This window comes from Hydrogenophaga sp. (genome assembly GCF_022844385.1).
Classification (GTDB): domain Bacteria; phylum Pseudomonadota; class Gammaproteobacteria; order Burkholderiales; family Burkholderiaceae_C; genus Hydrogenophaga.
This window is the reverse complement of record NZ_JALHLX010000081.1, coordinates 1-15,844: the sequence shown is the minus strand read 5'-3', so window position 1 is coordinate 15,844 and position 15,844 is coordinate 1. Positions and strand designations below refer to the sequence as shown.

Annotated in this window: 17 protein-coding genes; 2 read left to right on the top strand and 15 right to left on the bottom strand. The window is 62.9% G+C overall.

The genetic code is table 11. The annotated features are described in order from the left end of the window. The 15 genes from Q0C59_RS13360 to Q0C59_RS13290 form a co-directional block, all read right to left on the bottom strand. On the bottom strand, positions 1 to 918 hold a 918-nt coding region (locus tag Q0C59_RS13360), incomplete at its 3' end, for a CorA family divalent cation transporter (RefSeq protein WP_291216306.1). Between the two features lie 5 nt (positions 919 to 923). Beyond that, a complete protein-coding gene (locus tag Q0C59_RS13355) occupies positions 924 to 1,460 on the bottom strand; it encodes an MOSC domain-containing protein (protein WP_034054001.1) in 537 nt (178 codons plus the stop codon). Positions 1,461 to 1,483: 23 nt separating this feature from the next. Beyond that, a complete protein-coding gene (locus tag Q0C59_RS13350; protein WP_008647292.1) occupies positions 1,484 to 1,930 on the bottom strand; it encodes a hypothetical protein in 447 nt (148 codons plus the stop codon). Positions 1,931 to 1,943: 13 nt separating this feature from the next. Next, positions 1,944 to 2,921: an L-histidine N(alpha)-methyltransferase gene (egtD, locus tag Q0C59_RS13345; protein ID WP_034053995.1), complete on the bottom strand. Its 978-nt coding sequence runs from the start codon at positions 2,919 to 2,921 to the stop codon at positions 1,944 to 1,946. Next, positions 2,918 to 4,126: an ergothioneine biosynthesis protein EgtB gene (gene egtB / locus Q0C59_RS13340; RefSeq protein WP_197022694.1), complete on the bottom strand. Its 1,209-nt coding sequence runs from the start codon at positions 4,124 to 4,126 to the stop codon at positions 2,918 to 2,920. The genes egtD and egtB overlap by 4 nt, the downstream gene beginning before the upstream one ends. A 21-nt stretch (positions 4,127 to 4,147) precedes the next feature. Further along, positions 4,148 to 4,909, bottom strand: a complete 762-nt coding sequence (locus Q0C59_RS13335; protein ID WP_042797684.1) for an FAD-binding oxidoreductase — start codon at positions 4,907 to 4,909, stop codon at positions 4,148 to 4,150. Then, on the bottom strand, positions 4,902 to 5,510 hold the full coding sequence (locus Q0C59_RS13330; protein WP_008647302.1) for a sulfite oxidase-like oxidoreductase: 609 nt from the start codon (positions 5,508 to 5,510) through the stop codon (positions 4,902 to 4,904). Before Q0C59_RS13330 ends, Q0C59_RS13335 begins: the two co-directional genes overlap by 8 nt. A gap of 17 nt (positions 5,511 to 5,527) precedes the next feature. Then, on the bottom strand, positions 5,528 to 6,937 hold the full coding sequence (locus Q0C59_RS13325) for a mercuric reductase (RefSeq protein ID WP_034053982.1): 1,410 nt from the start codon (positions 6,935 to 6,937) through the stop codon (positions 5,528 to 5,530). Further along, positions 6,934 to 7,215: a DUF427 domain-containing protein gene (locus Q0C59_RS13320; RefSeq protein WP_034053981.1), complete on the bottom strand. Its 282-nt coding sequence runs from the start codon at positions 7,213 to 7,215 to the stop codon at positions 6,934 to 6,936. The genes Q0C59_RS13325 and Q0C59_RS13320 overlap by 4 nt, the downstream gene beginning before the upstream one ends. A 32-nt stretch (positions 7,216 to 7,247) precedes the next feature. Continuing rightward, complete coding sequence (locus Q0C59_RS13315) at positions 7,248 to 8,468, bottom strand: bifunctional alpha/beta hydrolase/OsmC family protein (protein WP_008647313.1); 1,221 nt, start codon at positions 8,466 to 8,468, stop codon at positions 7,248 to 7,250. Beyond that, positions 8,465 to 8,905: a peptide-methionine (R)-S-oxide reductase MsrB gene (gene msrB / locus Q0C59_RS13310; protein ID WP_034054008.1), complete on the bottom strand. Its 441-nt coding sequence runs from the start codon at positions 8,903 to 8,905 to the stop codon at positions 8,465 to 8,467. The genes Q0C59_RS13315 and msrB overlap by 4 nt, the downstream gene beginning before the upstream one ends. Before the next feature lie 567 nt (positions 8,906 to 9,472). After that, the gene (locus tag Q0C59_RS13305) at positions 9,473 to 11,005 is read right to left on the bottom strand and encodes a YdiU family protein (RefSeq protein ID WP_074423286.1); all 1,533 of its coding nucleotides are present in this window, start codon (positions 11,003 to 11,005) and stop codon (positions 9,473 to 9,475) included. 4 nt (positions 11,006 to 11,009) lie between these two features. After that, positions 11,010 to 11,498: a peroxiredoxin gene (locus Q0C59_RS13300; protein ID WP_034053978.1), complete on the bottom strand. Its 489-nt coding sequence runs from the start codon at positions 11,496 to 11,498 to the stop codon at positions 11,010 to 11,012. A gap of 85 nt (positions 11,499 to 11,583) precedes the next feature. Then, complete coding sequence (msrA, locus tag Q0C59_RS13295) at positions 11,584 to 12,093, bottom strand: peptide-methionine (S)-S-oxide reductase MsrA (protein WP_008652077.1); 510 nt, start codon at positions 12,091 to 12,093, stop codon at positions 11,584 to 11,586. A 124-nt stretch (positions 12,094 to 12,217) separates the two neighbouring features. Next, a complete protein-coding gene (locus Q0C59_RS13290; RefSeq protein ID WP_052157284.1) occupies positions 12,218 to 13,069 on the bottom strand; it encodes an AraC family transcriptional regulator in 852 nt (283 codons plus the stop codon). 69 nt (positions 13,070 to 13,138) lie between these two features. Between Q0C59_RS13290 and Q0C59_RS13285 the strand changes: the two genes are divergently transcribed. Continuing rightward, positions 13,139 to 14,998, top strand: coding sequence for a glutamine--tRNA ligase/YqeY domain fusion protein (locus tag Q0C59_RS13285; protein ID WP_197970338.1), 1,860 nt, complete (start codon positions 13,139 to 13,141; stop codon positions 14,996 to 14,998). 485 nt (positions 14,999 to 15,483) lie between these two features. Then, positions 15,484 to 15,844 (top strand): isocitrate lyase/phosphoenolpyruvate mutase family protein (locus Q0C59_RS13280; RefSeq protein ID WP_291216288.1); only part of this gene is annotated, 361 nt, incomplete at its 3' end.

Below are 15,844 nucleotides of genomic sequence, written 5' to 3'. Positions count from 1 at the left end.
CCAGCGAAAGACCGCTACCAACCCAACACTCATTAGTAAGCAAAGACCTACCAACACCCAGAAGCCATTGGTGGCATCTGCGAACGGCAGTCCCAGAAGATTGGCGCCAAACAGGCCAGTGACAAAGTTCAAGGGCAAGAAGATTGTGGATACCACGGCAAAAACATAAGAGCTTTGATTCAGCTGTCGCTCCTGAATGCGGTTTGCCTGGTCACTGAGGATATCGATACGGTCACGCAAATTCTCCAGCGTTTCGAGCAACCGCAACAGCTGGTTCAGGTGCTCCTCCAGTCGGCCTCGGTGATTTATATTCAGCGGCGGGACGACGAGAGTTGTCAACGTTTGAAGAACGGCTCGCTGGGGGCCAAGATGACGAAGAAAGCCAGAGATCGCGGTCTGGGTATTGGCCATGCTCGGGCATGCCGCTTCCGTCTGGTGCTGAACCAGAAGGCCGCCGATCAGATCCACCCCATCCTCCAGCATCTCGACCTGCTCGGAAACTTCCGCGAGGTGCTCTTCGATGAGATCGCAAAGGAAGTCACCTGGCGTTGCAGGGCCGCGCCCCTGAGAGATGTCTTCTGCAAGTTCGAGGATGGGATCCACATCCTCCTCGCGGGTCGTGATAACCCGACGCTCATCAATCCAGATTCGCATGGACACCATGTCCTCTGGATGCCCCACTCCATCAGCTCTCAGATGCATCGCTTTGAGCAGAACCATCACACCCTGCCCGTGGACGCGCAACCGCGACCGGGTATCTTCAGAGACCATCGCTGCGGCGATCAGCTTGTCCAGGCCGGTCGCGCTCGAGAGAAAACCTTCCGTCTCGCGGTGGTGGATGCACATGTGCAACCACGACGCACCGCCGGTCATCTGGAGAAGATGGAGGAACCCAGGCGTACGCTCTGCTTCGATCATGGCTCTCAGCCCACGGTGGATTCAACGTCAAGGTTAACGGTATCTCCAACCCGTAGCACGCCACCTACGACGATCCGTGCCGTGGCGCCCCCGTGACCACGCAGCGCGGCGTAACCGCCTTCACCGAGCTCGTCCTCCATGCGTGAACAAGGAGGACATGGCCCCGTGATTTCAATGCGGACCGAACCGCCAATTCGCCAGACAAAGCGCTCTTCCCGGAAAGGTGAATGCATCGCGGCGATGTTGATCCCCGAGATCACGAGGTTGCGCCGCAAACGCTCCGGGGCAATTGGGGCTTGCCCCGTCCAGACCCCGAGCAAGCTGAGGTGCTCAGCCTGGATCAGACTCAGCTCGCGATGGCGTTGCGCATCCGACTGACGAAGCCGCAGGGAGCGGTGATCGCCAATCAGCCCGAGACCCGGTTCGGCCCTGGCCTCCTGCACGGACACAGCGTCCTTGAGGCGATCCGGGCGCAGAACGATGGCACCAAGTCGACCTGTGCCATGAAAGCGCCGGACCAAGTCGCGCAGCGTGCCGCCCATCGTTCAGACTCGAATGAGGTGCATCACAAGACTTCCTCTATGTGCAGTTCGCGTTGCCGGAAGCTGACAACATCACCGGCTCGGGCATCTGCGATCGCTGCGTAGATGGGCGCCTGGGTGGAAATTCCCATGTAGGTGTTGCCGTCGCACTGGAAGGCATCGCTAGCAACCGCAATCACGAACCAACGCCCGTCGATGCGAACCACGGCGCCTGTCTCCACCGAATCCCGGGGACCGAAATCGATCTGACGTAAGACTTCCAGGGCCTCCTGATGATCGTGAATGGGGCATTCGAACGCCTGCGCCAGAGCGGCATTGTTGACGGCCCGCGACGCCGCATCGCTTTCACTGGGTTCATCTCCGCGGCCCGCCGCACCGACCAGGTATTGCGCATAGGTCTGTTCAGCAAACCGCAGGCGCCCTTCGGCAAGGTCCAGCATGGTCTGGCGCAGATGGGTCTTGTTGCTCATTAGGACTCCTTTTTCAGGTCGACGTTTGTTGCGTTGGGGTGAACGGTAGCCGGTGCCAGACGGTGATGGCGTACCAGCCTCGGGGGTCGGTCAGGGTGCAGGTGTTGTCAAACCCGCTTCGGCGTGCGAGGTGTTCGATTGAAGCCAGGGAGTATTTCTGGGATTGCTCTGTATAGATGGTCTCCCCGGCATGGAATACAAACCCTCGGTCAAGGGTTCTGCTGTGGACCACCTGGTCAACTTGGCTCACCAGAAAGCTTCTGGCCACGTGTTCCAGCGGACAGTAGCTGGCGTAGTGCCGAAATTTCGTCAGATCGAAGTCCATGCCCAACTCGCGATTCAACCGCGTCAGCAGATTCAAATTGAACGCAGCGGTCACGCCCTGTGAATCGTCGTATGCTGCGCGCAACATGGCCGGGTCCTTGACCAGATCCAGACCAAGCAGCACAAGGTCACCCGGGCGCAAATGCGAATGCACCCGCTGCAGCAGCTTGACGGCACCGTGTTCGTCGAGGTTGCCCAGATTGCTGCCCAGCAACATTGCAACCTGGCGTCGCCCTTCGGCAATCTGAGGCCAATGCTCGAAATAGTCTCCCAGCACCGGTTCGATGGCCATGCGGGGGAGGTACGTGTCAAAGCGGCGGCTCAGATCCGCTAGGGCGTGTGCGGACACATCCATAGGCCTGTAGATGCAATCCACTTCACGTTGCGCCAGTGCCTGGCACAGCGACAGCGTTTTGGCCCCGTCGCCGCTGCCCAGTTCAATCAGATCGATCGGGCTGCACCGAGGATCTATCCACCGGGAAAGCTCATCCGCGCGTGAGCGCAGCAGCTCGTGCTCAAGGCGTGTGAGGTAGTACTCGGGCAGCGCCATGATCTGCTGAAACAGGCGCGAGCCCTCATCGTCGTAGAACCAAGCGGATGAGAGCGCCTTCTGTGGTCGCGTCAACCCTTGCAGAACATGCTCCGTCAGTCTGTCCCGATCAGTCATGCGGACTCCCGCGAGCGAACAGGACGGATGCCCGTGAACTGCCAACGCAACGGAGCGTGAAAGAAGTTCCGGTATGTCAAACGGGCGTGGCCCGGCGATGTGGCCCAGGACGCTCCGCGCAAGACCTGCTGGTTCACCATGAACTTCCCGTTGTATTCGCCCACTGCGCCCTCGCTGCGGGCAAAACCGGGATAGGGCTGATAGGCACTGCGCGTCCATTCCCATCGACGCCCCCAGTCGAACCGGCTTGCCGCTGCTTCCCACTCGAACTCGGTGGGCAATCGCCACCCCGCCCAATCGCAGAAAGCGTGTGCCTCGTAGTAACTGACATGCGTGACTGGTGCCTGACTGGTCAGCGGCATCACCCCCTGGAGCGTGTAATGACCCCATCCGTCAGGCTGGTTAGGGTCGGGCTGCCAGTACATCGGCGCACGGAATTTAAGCGTTTGCACCCAGTCCCAGCCTTCCGCATGCCAGAGCGAATGGCGCTGATATCCTCCGTCGCGCATGAACTGAAGGTATTCATCATTGGTGACTAGCGCCACACGGATGTCTACTCCTTGAATGAGCGCCAAATGCGATGGCGACTCGTTGTCGAAGGCGAACCCTGGCCCCTGGTGGCCCATGCGAATCGTCTGCCCTTCGACGCTAAGCCAATCGTCCAGTGGTGGGCAGGTTCCATCATGTTCGGCCGTCACATCTTGGGGACCGATGCCCAGAGGGTCATACGCCGGATGCAATGGGTTGTGGCCCAGGATGTACTTGATGTCTGTGATCAGCAACTCCTGATGCTGTTGTTCATGCTGCATGCCCAGCTCTACCAAGGCCGCGACCGCGGGCTCCAGTGGTTCCTTCAGCATACGGCGCATGGACTCGTCCACATGCGCGCGATACGCCATCACCTCAGCCACCGTCGGGCGACTCAAGCTCCCTCGCTGCGGGCGTGCCAGGTGAGCGCCCTCCGATTCGTAGTAGCTGTTGAACAGGTAGCCATACAGAGGATGGAACAGTCGATAGTCCGGCTGTTGTTTCGCGAGGACAAAAGTCTCGAAGAACCACGTGGTGTGGGCCAAGTGCCACTTCGGCGGACTGACGTCGGAAACCGGTTGGGGAACATGGTCCTCGGCACTCAGAGGGGCACACAGACGTTCGCTGCGCGAACGGACAGAGACGTATCGGGTTAGGCGGATGTCTTCAGGTGTCACGGCAGATGAGAAAAAAGAGAGTCAACTTCCGAAGCGCTCGGTGCGGATGGAGACCTCGGGCACATTTAGCCCGGTGACCATATGAACGATGGACTCGACAAAGTCATTACGCCCGCAGATGAAAACCTGCGCAGATTCGGTCGCCACATCACCCAATTGCTGCAATGCCCAAGCAACATCGGCTCCATCAATGCGGCCAACGTGGTCCTGTGCGCGCGGGGCACAGGTATCCCGCGAGAGCGCCAGTCGGCTGCGAAACCGCGGCGTAAACGCTTCCCATCGCTGCAGGGTGGGCCAGAGCAACACTTCGTCAAGATGGCGTGCGGCAACCAACAGCGTTGTATGCGCTTGGCTGTATGCACCCACGCGTTGCGCTGCCATGGACAAAAGGGGAACGACGCCAGATCCTCCCCCAATCAGCAAGGCTGGTCGTGTGTTCGACTCGTCAAGCACAAAATGACCTCCAACCGGTCCGAGGACTTCAATCGTTTCGCCGTGCTGGGCCTTGTCGTGAAACCAGGTGGATACTTCGCCATCGTCCAAACGCTCAATGCCAAGCTCATAGAGCCCGGTACGTTGAGGAGGTGAGAGGAGTGAATAGCTCCGTTGTGCCTGATAGCCGTCTTCCGCTGTCAGTCGGACATCCAAATGCTGGCCCGGCCTCGGGCGAACCCATCTGTCAGGACGCAGCACCACCCGCATGACGCGTGGAGTCAGTGCCTGCAACGCATCGATGCGTGCGGTCTGCCAGCTCAGCCGGTGTTGACCAACAGCCTCATCCATAGCGCTCTTCCTTGAAAGGGTCGCCTCGCATGTGATAGCCCCGCAGTTCCCAGAACCCGGCCTCGTCGCGCTCGTTGAACTGCAGCGCATTGACCCACTTGGCCGACTTCCAGAAGTAGAGATGCGGCACCAACAGGCGTGCCGGTCCCCCGTGCTCGGGCGCGAGCGGTCGGTCGTCGTAGTGCGTTGCGATCATTGCGCGCCCTTGTGTCAGATCGGCCAACGGCACGTTGGTGGAGTAGCCGTCCTGAGAATGCGCCAACACCCAAGGCGTGGGCGCTTCCAGTCCGGCCGCCTGCAACAAGGTGTCCAACGTCACACCGCGCCAGCGGGTGTCGAATTTCGACCAGGTGGTAACGCAATGGATATCGACCACCTGCTCGGTCTGGGGCAGGGCCTGGAATTCGCTCCAGGTCCAAACGCGAACCGGCCGCACACCGACCTTCAAGGTCAAGCGCCAATCGCCAAGCGCCAAGGCTTTTGGGGTGGGGCCCGCAGTCAGCACGGGAAAACCTTCCGTCAGGGACTGTCCTGGCGGAAGTCGACCGCCGTGGTTGTGGACATCGCGATTGCGGCCGCTGAATGAGCGGTTGATGGGCATGGTGTGGGTCCTCCGGCTCACCCAGAACTTGCGGTCAAGGGCTTGCGTCGATCAATGATGGTGGGCAGGAACTCGGTGACCGTCGGGTGAACGGGCAATGCATCCCGGACCAACTTCCAGGTGCCGCCACTGGCCATCACCAGACCGATCGCCTGAATGATCTCGTCCGACTGGATCCCGAGCATGGTCGCTCCGAGGAAATGACCACTGTCCTCATCGATGAGGAGCTTGATCTTGCCCACGGTTTCGCCTTCTTCCTTCGCGCGACTGACGTCCTTCATGGCGTGAACCGCCTGGGAAATGCGTCGCCCTTCGGTCACGAGTTTTCGCGCGTCGGCCTCATAAAGACCGACGTGGGCCAGCGGAGGATCGGTAAACATGGCATAAATGCCGACGCGCGCGGCGGCGCTGCGTTGCCCTCCGGCCAGGTTCTCCGCCACGATGTCCTGATCGTGGTAGCTGGTGTGGGTAAAGGCCCCGCGCTGATTGATGTCACCCAGCGCCCAGATGCCGGGAACCGCGGTTTCGAGCCGGTCGTTGGTGACCAGGTAGCCTCGCGCACTGACCTCCAGGCCCACCGTTTCCAGGCCCAGACAGTCGGTGTTCGGTATTCGCCCGGTGGCCACCAGCAGGTGGCTGCCATCCACGCTGCGGCCACCAGCCAACTGCACCCGCACGCCAGCGTCGTTGTCCGCCTTGCCGACCCGCTCAATGCGCACGCCGGTGTTCACTTCGATGCCTTCCGCTGTCAGCATTCCGGTCACAGCGGCTGCAATGTCCTCGTCCTCGCGGGCCGTGAGGCGGGGCCCTGTTTCCAGAATGGCAACCTCACTTCCCAGCCGCCGAAAGATCTGAGCCATCTCCAGGCTGATGTATCCACCGCCGATGATCACCAGCCTGGACGGTAATTCACGCAGCGCCAACAGCCGTTCGTTGTCCAGGAACGGCAGCTCGTCCAGCCCAGGCACCGGCGGAACAAAGGGACGTGTGCCGGTGTTCAGCACCACCTTGGGCGCCACCAGCTGATGCTCGCCGGCCAGCACCACGAACTGTTCGCCTTCACGGCCCGCCAGGCGACCGCGCGCCTTGATGATGGTGAGTCCTTCCAACTGGCCCAGCCAGGCCTGCAGGCCAGAGCGAGCCTCCTCCACCCGGCGTTGCATGCGCTCCATCGCTGCCCTGAAGTTGACCTGGACCGACCCGGTTTGCACACCGAATTCGCTGGCCCGGCGCGCCATGTGAGCCACACGAGCCGACTTGCGTAGGGTCTTGGTTGGGGTGCAGCCCCGATTGACACAGGTACCACCCAGGTCACGCTCCTCGATGAGCGCCACCTTCATACCCCGGGCAACGAGTGTCGCGCCCAGAAAGGGACCGGCCTGACCGGCTCCGATCACGATCGCGTCGAACCTCTGTTCCCCGCTCATGGCCGCACCTCGACACCGCGCCAGAACGCCACCCTGCCGGTCACCGCCTCCGCACCAGCCTTGGGCGACGGGTAGTACCACGCCGCGTCAGCGTTCACGTCTTCGCCGACCACGACGTCGTAGTAGCTGGCCCGCCCCTTCCATGGACAGGTGGTGTGCGTATCGCTTGGTTTGAAATGTTCCGGGCGCAACGCGTCGTGTGGGAAATAGGCGTTGCCTTCAACTTCCACGATGTCATCGCTCTCAGCGATGGTGGTGCCTTTCCAGATGGCTCTCATGCTCCGTCTCCTTCGTTTGTGTGTGGTTGGGATCAGTCCCGAATCAGTGTGGTGGTGATCACCGGATGGTTCTCCAGCGTTCGATGCACGGGGCAACGATCGGCGATGCGCAACAGGTCCTGTCGCTGGCTTTCACTCAACGGTCCGCTCAGCAGGAGCTGCCGCGTGACGTGGTCAACCTGTCCCGAGCGATCCCCGCACTCCTGGCAATCGGTCGCGTGCGCGCGCTCATGACGCAACCTGACCTGGACATCCTTGAGCGCATAGCCTTTTCGCTTGGCGTACTGGCGCAATGTCATGGACGTGCAGGCGCCCAGCGACATCAGCAGAAGTTCATAAGGATCGGGCCCGCGTTCGCCACCACCCACTTCCTTGGGCTCATCGGCGTCGAGGTGGTGCGGACCTGCTCGCATCGATCGCCAGAAGGCGTGATCGTGCTCCCCCACCCACACCTCGCCCGCACGAAGGTCCGACGGCGCATCGTTTCGCTCGGCTCGCATCGGCAGAAACCGCGAGGCCCAGGCGCCAATCAGGTCAGCCGCATACTGCGCATCGGCCGGGCGCGTGAGCAGATGGTCCGCATCGTCCAGGCTGATGAAACTCTTAGGATGTCTGGCCGCCTTGAACAGGTCCTGTGCCTCGCCGATGTCCACCACCGCGTCACTTGGCGCGTGCATAACCAGCAAGGCCGCGCGAAGCCCCTTGACCGGGTTCTCGTGGGCTTGGGCCTGGAGCTCTTCAATGAAGGCCGGCGCGATCCTGAACGCCCGGCCGCCCAGGTCGACCTGGATCTGCCCATCCTCTTCGGACTTGGTCGGACCGAAGTGACGAAGCACATGGTCGGCCGTCGCGGGTGCGCCCAGCGTGCAAACCGCCCGTATGCCGTCGAGGCGGGCAGCCGCCGCGATGGCCGCCGTCCCCCCCAGGCTGTGTCCGACCAACAGTGCAGGCATGCCGATCGTGCTCTGCATCCAGTGCACCGCCGCCACAATGTCCGCCACGCTGGACGAAAAGCCACCGCGCCCGAAGTCGCCTTCGCTCTCGCCCAGACCGGTGAAATCAAAGCGCAGCGTGGCGATGCCCTGCTGAGCCAGCGCCCGGCTGATGCGGGTCGCGGCGAGAGAGTTCTTTCCGCAGGTAAAGCAGTGGGCAAACACCGCCAGGGCTTGTAACGGTGCATGGTCCGGGCGTTCCAAGACACCCACCAGCAGACCCTGGCTGCTGCCAGCGAAGCCTACCTTTTCGCTGCTCATGCTTTCTCCAGTGCCAGGGCGTTGATGCAGTAGCGCAGACCGCTGGGCTTGGGTCCGTCGGGAAACACGTGACCCAGGTGGGCGTCGCAGACGTTGCACGTCGTCTCCACCCGCACCATGCCGTGGCTGTTGTCTCCGTGATAGCCCACCAGACCCGGGGCAATGGCCTGCGTGAAGCTGGGCCAGCCGCTGCGGCTGTCATATTTGGTCGACGCATCGAATAGTTCAGTGCCGCAGCACACGCACCGGTAGATCCCGGGCGAAAACAGCGTACACATCGAGGAGCTGTGCGCCCGTTCGGTGCCCTTGAGCCGCGTGATTCGGAACTGCTCGGGCGTCAGCTGTTGGGCCCACTCGGCTTCGCTGCGCTCAACTCGGCGCGGTGGCGTCGGGTTGCCCGTTTCCACCAGTTGAATCACTCCTTTCCAAGTCAACATGTCGGGCCCAGGCTCCGGTGCCGCCGGTTCGTTTTCCAGCCGCTTGAGAAAGGTGACGAGCTTGTCGGCGTCGATTCGGAAATGGTTGTAGACCACTCTGCCATCGGGATCGATCAGGATGAACCAGGGTGTGCCGCCGTTGCGGTAGCGGCGCATCAGCTCCGAACCCGCGCCGTCCTGTTCGTCACCGGCGTCGTGCCCGAAGGGAATGCCCAGCGCGTAGCGGGAGTGATTGGCCAGCATGCGCTCCCAGGTGTTCGAACCGAAGTCCTCGAACACGGTCTGGACTGCGGCGAACCCGACGAAGTCGCTCCCCCGAAACGCGTCGACCACCCGGGCAAGCGCCGGAAAGCCGGTCGCATGGCACCCCGGGCAGGCGTCCTGAAAACAGAAGATGAGCTTGAACCGGCCGGGCATGCGGTCCAGGTCGAAGTGTTCCAGCGCCTGGCCCGACGCGTCCACCCACCGGGTCACACCCAGGGGAGCGGCCGCTTCGCCAAGGACACCGGGTTCCTGTTTCGTTGTGGTCATGCGAAGTCTCCTTTCAGAAATCGTTGGGTACCCCAATCAGGTGCCGCAGAAGGTGCGGTGGGCTGCGGCCACTTCGGGCGAGGCCGGCAGCGTGAATGGCCGCGCGGACTCCACCGTCTCGTACGGCCGCCCCAGCACCGCCAGCAGGCGCTCGAACGGACCGAGGTCGGCCTCGTCCACGGCACTCGACAGCGCCGCCTCCACCTGGTGATTGCGCGGGATCACGAAGGGATTGACCGACCACGCCGTTGCGGCGCAGTCCTGCAAGGTCCTTCCCTCCCGGGCCATGCGCTGGCGCCAGCGCGCCAGCCAGTCCGAGAGCGCCGGGCGCTCCCGTCCGAACAGGTCGTGCAGTGCGGCATCCGGCCCCGTGATGGCGTCGGACAGGAGGCGGAACGCCAGCGTGAAGTCCACCTTTTCCCGCTGCAGCAGCTGCAGGAAGTCGTCCGCCAGGGCGCGGTCGTCCGGCTCTTCAGCGGCCAAGCCCAGCTTGGCGCGCAGCTGCCCGGTCCAATGCCGGTCAAAGCGCACGGCAAACCCGGCCACCACCTGTTCCACCCGTTCCACGACGTCGATATCGCGGGCGTCCAGAACCGGCAGCAACGCTTCGGCCAGACGGGCCAGGTTCCATTGCGCCATGGCCGGCTGCTGGCCGTAGGCATATCGCCCCTGACGGTCGATCGAGCTGAACACCGTGGCCGGATCGAAACCCTCCATGAACGCACACGGACCATAGTCGATGGTCTCGCCCGAAATGCTCATGTTGTCGGTGTTCATCACCCCGTGGATGAAGCCCACGCCCATCCAGCGTGCAATCAGCTGCGCCTGCCGCTCACAGACGGCCTCCAGCATCGGAATGGGCTTGTCGGAAAGCTTGGCGAGGGCGGGGTCATGCCGCGCCACGGCATAGTCGAGCAGCCGCCGAAGCATCACCTCCTCCTCCCGCGCCGCGAAGAACTCAAAAGTGCCCACCCGCAAGTGGCTGGCCGCCACGCGCACCAAGATCGCCCCGGGGGGCGAGCCCTCGCGGTTCACCCGCTCACCGGTCCGGATCACCGCCAGCGCACGCGTCGTGGGAATGCCCAACGCGTGCATGGCCTCGCCCATGAGGTACTCGCGCAGCGCCGGGCCCAGTGCCGCCTTGCCATCGCCACGGCGCGAAAACGGCGTACGGCCCGACCCCTTGAGGGCCAGGTCCCGACGCTGTCCTGCCGTGTCGATGAGTTCCCCGAGCAGCAAGGCGCGGCCATCCCCCAAGTGTGGCGAGAACTGGCCGAACTGGTGTCCCGCGTAGGCCTGCGCCAGCGGCGCCGCCTCAGCCGGCATTTCCACGCCGGACAGCCACGCCAGACCGGTCGCAGACTTCAGCGTCGCCGGCTCCAGCCCCAGCTCCAGCGCCAGGGCGTCGTTGAACTGCACCCAGGCCGGGGCCGGGGACGGCTCGGGCTTCCAAGGCACATAGAACCCCTGCATGTCCCGGAAGAAGCTGTTGTCAAACGGCAGCCGAAACGCCGGGCCCGTCCCCGGCGTCTTCGGCTCCGACACGGCCTTTGGTGTGGACGCACGCATGACTTCAGGCCGCCTTGAGACCATCGTTCGAAGCGCCGAACGCCCCGATCAGCTGCCGCTCGTCGAGCTCGAAGTCGCTGTAGAGCACCTCGTCCAGCGGATCGATCACCAAAAACCACGGCGTGCCGCGCGTCCCGTAGTCCGCCATGAGCGACGACGCGCGTCCGATCGCAGGGTCGTGTCCGAACGGAATGTTCAAGCCGTAGCGCAACTGCGTCTCGCGCAGGCGCTCGAAGGTGTTGGACTCGGCGCCCTCGAACACGGTCTGCACCGCGGCAAACGCGAAGCCGCGATCGCCCAACGCCTTGATCAGCTTCTGCAGGGTCGGAAAGCCATGGCTGTGGCAGCCCGGACACCAGTGCTGGAAGCAGAAGATCACTTTGAACCCGTCGCCCAGATCGGACAGCTTCAGCGGTGCCATGCTGCGCCCTTCGCCGTCGATCCACCACGGCACCCGCAGCTCGGGCGCCTGTTGAATGCACCGGGATTGCATCACCATCTCCTCAGGAAAAAAACAGACACACCGGGTCGGCCCGCCCACTGGCGCGCCGACCCCCACCGTTCTTGAGCGTTGGCCGTCAGCCGATCTCGCGTCGCGGCAGCTTCCAGCCCGCACGGGGGTAGTGGCAGGTGTAGCCGTTGGGGTGCTTGACCAGGTAGTCCTGATGCTCGGGCTCGGCCTCCCAGAACGGCCCCGCGGGCGCGAGCTCGGTGACCACCTTGCCCGGCCACAAACCCGAGGCATTCACATCGGCAATGGTCTGCTGCGCCGTGGCCAGCTGCTCGTCCGAGGTGTAGAAAATGGCCGACCGGTAGGAACTGCCGCGGTCATTGCCCTGGCGCCCCGGGGTGCTCGGATCGTGGATCTGGAAGAAGAACTCCAGCAGGTCGCGAAAGCTCGTCTGCGTGGGGTCGAACTCCACCTCCAACGCCTCGGCGTGGGTGCCGTGGTTGCGGTAGGTGGCGTTGGGCACATCGCCGCCGCTGTAGCCCACACGGGTGCGCAACACGCCAGGCAGCTTGCGCACCAGGTCCTGCATGCCCCAGAAACAACCGCCGGCCAGGACTGCTTTTTCGCTCGGGTTCATCGTGATCTCCTTCAAAGTTCTGCCTCAAGGCATTGAACCTGAAGTCGGGTCCGTTCGGCACAGCACAACGGCATTCGGCGTCCGCATCACGCCACCGATCGTCCAGAACCAGGGCGCGATGGACCTACGGCTGACTCAGATGCTCCATCTGCCAAGCGCTGGGCGATTGCCCCGAGGCCCGTTGAAACGCTCGCGCGAATGCGGTGGCATTACCGTAGCCCACCTGAGAGGCCACCGCCTTCACTGCCTGCCCTTGCGCGAGTAGGTTGCGGGCAACCGCCATGCGCCAGTGGGTCAAGTAGGTCAACGGCGGTATGCCCACCACCTGGACAAAGCGCAGGGCAAAGGCAGACCGGGACAGGTGCGCCAGCTCCGCCATGCTGTCAAGCGTCCAGTCGTGCTCTGGCGATTCGTGCAGCATGGACAGCACCACACCCAGACGGCTGTCGACCATGGCCTCCAGCACACCGCCGGACAGCAGTTGCCGATCAATCAGGTGACGCACAAGCACCACGAAGGTGTATTGCAGCAGGCGGTCGATCGCTGCCCGATAACCAAAAGCACGTGCCTCGGCCTCCTCGAACAGCAGCTCTACCGGTCGCTGCAGCGATGACGTGGCGGTCAAGTCAATCACCGTGACGTCCGGCAAGATCATGTCCAGCGGCGGCGCCAATTCACTGAGGGTGGCGCACATCAGGTCCACCCCCTGCGGCCCTGAGCCCTGAACCCAGTGCTCCAACGCGCGGGGAAGCAACAGCACGCTGGGCGCCCGCACGTTCAGCGGCGCAAAGCCCTTGCGCGTCAGTTGCAGCTCGCCGCGACTCAGCAGGTGCATCGTCCCCTGCTTGAGGCCGTCAGCCTCGGATCCCTGCGTCAGGGTACAGAGATTTCCCGAGAAAAACATGCGCGCCGTGGGGGTGAACCGTAACAGCTGGTTCAGCAGAGAGGCGTTCGGCAAGGGAGTGCTTTGGTTCAAGCGCGTGACACCTGTTGTGGGTTAGACCTTGATTATCTTGGAGCTTCCGCCTCTCCTTAGAATGACTGCATGCCCCCCCCGTCCCTTTCGTCCAGCATCTCTCGACACCACCAAGCTCCCGCAGAAATTGAGGGCCAGGCGCTCAGGACGTCAAACTTCCTGCGCCAGGTCATTGAAAAAGACCTCGCCACCGGCACCTACGCCCAGCGCCAATGGGGCGGCGGCCCGGGTGATGCCGCCTTCCACGACGCCGGCCAGCCCGACCCGGCCAAGATCCGCACCCGCTTCCCGCCCGAACCCAACGGCTACCTGCACGTGGGCCACGCCAAGAGCATCTGCCTGAACTTCGGCCTGGCGCGCGACTACGGCGGCGTCTGCCACATGCGCTTTGACGACACCAACCCCGAGAAGGAAGAAAAGGAGTACGTGGACTCCATCCTCGACGCGGTGCAGTGGCTGGGTTTCAACTGGGAATCCAACTTCAACGGCAAGCAGGAAAGCCACCTGTACTACGCGTCGAACTACTTCGACTTCATGTACCGCGCGGCCGAATACCTTATCACCGCCGGCCACGCCTATGTGGACGAGCAGACAGCCGAAGACATGCGCATCAACCGCGGCGACTTCGGCAAGCCCGGCGTGGACAGCCCCTTCCGCAGCCGCAGCCCGGAAGAGAACCTGGCCCGCTTCCGCGAGATGCGCGACGGCAAACTGGCCGACGGCGCCGCCGTGCTGCGCGCCAAGATCGACATGGCCTCGCCCAACATCAACCTGCGCGACCCGGCCATCTACCGCATCCGCCGCGCCACGCACCACAACACGGGCGACGCCTGGTGCATCTACCCCATGTACACCTTCGCGCACCCCATCGAGGACGCGCTGGAGCAGATCACCCACAGCATCGCCACGCTGGAATTTGAAGACCAGCGCCCGTTCTACGACTGGTTGCTGGAGCGTTTGTGCGAAGGCGGCCTGCTCAAGGCCCCACCGCCGCGGCAGTACGAATTTGCGCGCCTGAACCTGACCTACGTGATCACCAGCAAGCGCAAGCTGGCGCAGCTGGTGAACGAGAAGAAAGTCAGCGGCTGGGACGACCCGCGCATGCCCACCATCGTCGGCCTGCGCCGCCGCGGCTACACGCCCGAGGCCATCCAGCTGTTTGCCGAACGCATCGGCGTGACCAAGAGCGACTCCTGGATCGACTACAGCACGCTCGACGGCTGCCTGCGCGAAGACCTGGAAAACAAGGCCCACCGCGGCATGGCCGTGCTTGACCCCGTCAAGCTGGTGCTCACCAACTGGGCCGAAGTGTTCGGCTCTGACGGCTACACCGAAGACTGCACCCAGCCCGCCCTGCCCCACAGCACCATTGCCGAAGGCCAGACGCCGCCGCCTGACCGCGTCTTCAAGATCGGCAAGGACGTGTGGATCGAACGCGAAGACTTTGAAGAAGTGCCGCCCAAGGGCTACAAGCGCCTGTTCCCAGGCAACGTGGTGCGCCTCAAAGGCGGCTACGTCATCGAATGCACGGGTTGCGCCAAAGACGCCGAAGGCAAAGTGACCGAAGTGCACGCCAAGGTCATCCCCGGCACCAAGAGCGGCACCCCCGGCGCCGACAGCGTCAAGGCCAAAGCCGCCATCACCTGGGTGGGCAACGCCGACGGGGTGAGCGCCGAAGTGCGCCTGTACGACCGCCTGTTCACCGACCCGCAACCCGACGCGGGCGGCAAGAACTTCCTGGACGCGCTGAACCCCGACAGCCTGAAGGTGGTGACGGCGGTTGTGGAGCCTTCACTGGCTGCAGCGAAGCCAGACCAGAAATTCCAGTTTGAGCGCCACGGCTACTTCGTGGCCGACCGTGCGGACCACGGGGTGGGCGGGAAAGTGGTGTTCAACCGGGTGACGGGGTTGAAGGATCGTTGGAATTGATCGCTATTCCCACTCTGTGCTTGCTTAATGCCTCGTACAAATCGTCTTTGTTGAAGACATCGCCTTGCACCACTTCACTCTCAGAATCTGGGGGTAGCTATCTACTCCGTTTTGGCGAGTAGGTGAACAGATCCGGAACAACGCGCGGTTGACACGGCCACATAGGAGTTGCGGAGCGTTTGCCCGGTAAACCTGTCTTGAATCGTCCCGAGGAGATTCGAACGCGCTGCCTAAAGCAACCACGCAAGCAACGTGAGCCGTTTTTCGACACCGACGAATCTGTGCATGCGCTGGTTATGGTCGAAAAGTGAGGCGCTCTACCAAATCGCAAAAACGGCAGGAAGTACATGGGTGTGTGGCATACCTCCCCCGACAACAGGGCGCACGCTTTACGACAAGTTGATGCGGTGTCTGGGCGAGATTGCCCATACGCACGATACCGACTGAAGTACCCGCCACCAACTTCGGCGACTAGGATGGCCATAATGAGCCAAATCCAACGGGGTCTACGGTTCCAGCAATTGCACACTGCCGAGGCCATCTTTCTGATGCCCAACGCTTGGGACGTTGGTAGTGCGCTGATGCTCGCGTCCTGCGGCTTTCCCGCTATCGCCACTACGAGTGCAGGCGTGGCTTTCTCGCTGGGATTCCCTGATCAAGAAGCTGCTGTGAGCAGGGAGACCATGCTGGATCGCGTGGGGTCCATTGCTGCGGCAAGTCCACTTCCTGTCTCCGCCGATCTCCAGTCGGGCTACGGTGCGAGCCCTGAAGAGGTTGGAGAAACCATCGCGGCTGCGATTCGTGCTGGTGTGGTGGGCGCGAACATCGAGGACTACAGCGGCAATC

Excerpts from the sequence above, each read along its gene's own strand:
- msrB (WP_034054008.1), bottom strand. The coding sequence starts at position 8,905 with ATGTTGACTTGGAAAGGAGTGATTCAACTGGTGGAAACGGGCAACCCG.
- Q0C59_RS13305 (WP_074423286.1), bottom strand. The coding sequence starts at position 11,005 with ATGCGTGCGTCCACACCAAAGGCCGTGTCGGAGCCGAAGACGCCGGGG.
- Q0C59_RS13355 (WP_034054001.1), bottom strand. The coding sequence starts at position 1,460 with ATGGGCGGCACGCTGCGCGACTTGGTCCGGCGCTTTCATGGCACAGGT.
- Q0C59_RS13325 (WP_034053982.1), bottom strand. The coding sequence starts at position 6,937 with ATGAGCGGGGAACAGAGGTTCGACGCGATCGTGATCGGAGCCGGTCAG.
- Q0C59_RS13320 (WP_034053981.1), bottom strand. The coding sequence starts at position 7,215 with ATGAGAGCCATCTGGAAAGGCACCACCATCGCTGAGAGCGATGACATC.
- Q0C59_RS13330 (WP_008647302.1), bottom strand. The coding sequence starts at position 5,510 with ATGCCCATCAACCGCTCATTCAGCGGCCGCAATCGCGATGTCCACAAC.
- Q0C59_RS13315 (WP_008647313.1), bottom strand. The coding sequence starts at position 8,468 with ATGAGCAGCGAAAAGGTAGGCTTCGCTGGCAGCAGCCAGGGTCTGCTG.
- Q0C59_RS13285 (WP_197970338.1), top strand. The coding sequence starts at position 13,139 with ATGCCCCCCCCGTCCCTTTCGTCCAGCATCTCTCGACACCACCAAGCT.
- Q0C59_RS13300 (WP_034053978.1), bottom strand. The coding sequence starts at position 11,498 with ATGCAATCCCGGTGCATTCAACAGGCGCCCGAGCTGCGGGTGCCGTGG.
- Q0C59_RS13335 (WP_042797684.1), bottom strand. The coding sequence starts at position 4,909 with ATGGATGAGGCTGTTGGTCAACACCGGCTGAGCTGGCAGACCGCACGC.
- Q0C59_RS13350 (WP_008647292.1), bottom strand. The coding sequence starts at position 1,930 with ATGAGCAACAAGACCCATCTGCGCCAGACCATGCTGGACCTTGCCGAA.
- msrA (WP_008652077.1), bottom strand. The coding sequence starts at position 12,093 with ATGAACCCGAGCGAAAAAGCAGTCCTGGCCGGCGGTTGTTTCTGGGGC.
- egtD (WP_034053995.1), bottom strand. The coding sequence starts at position 2,921 with ATGACTGATCGGGACAGACTGACGGAGCATGTTCTGCAAGGGTTGACG.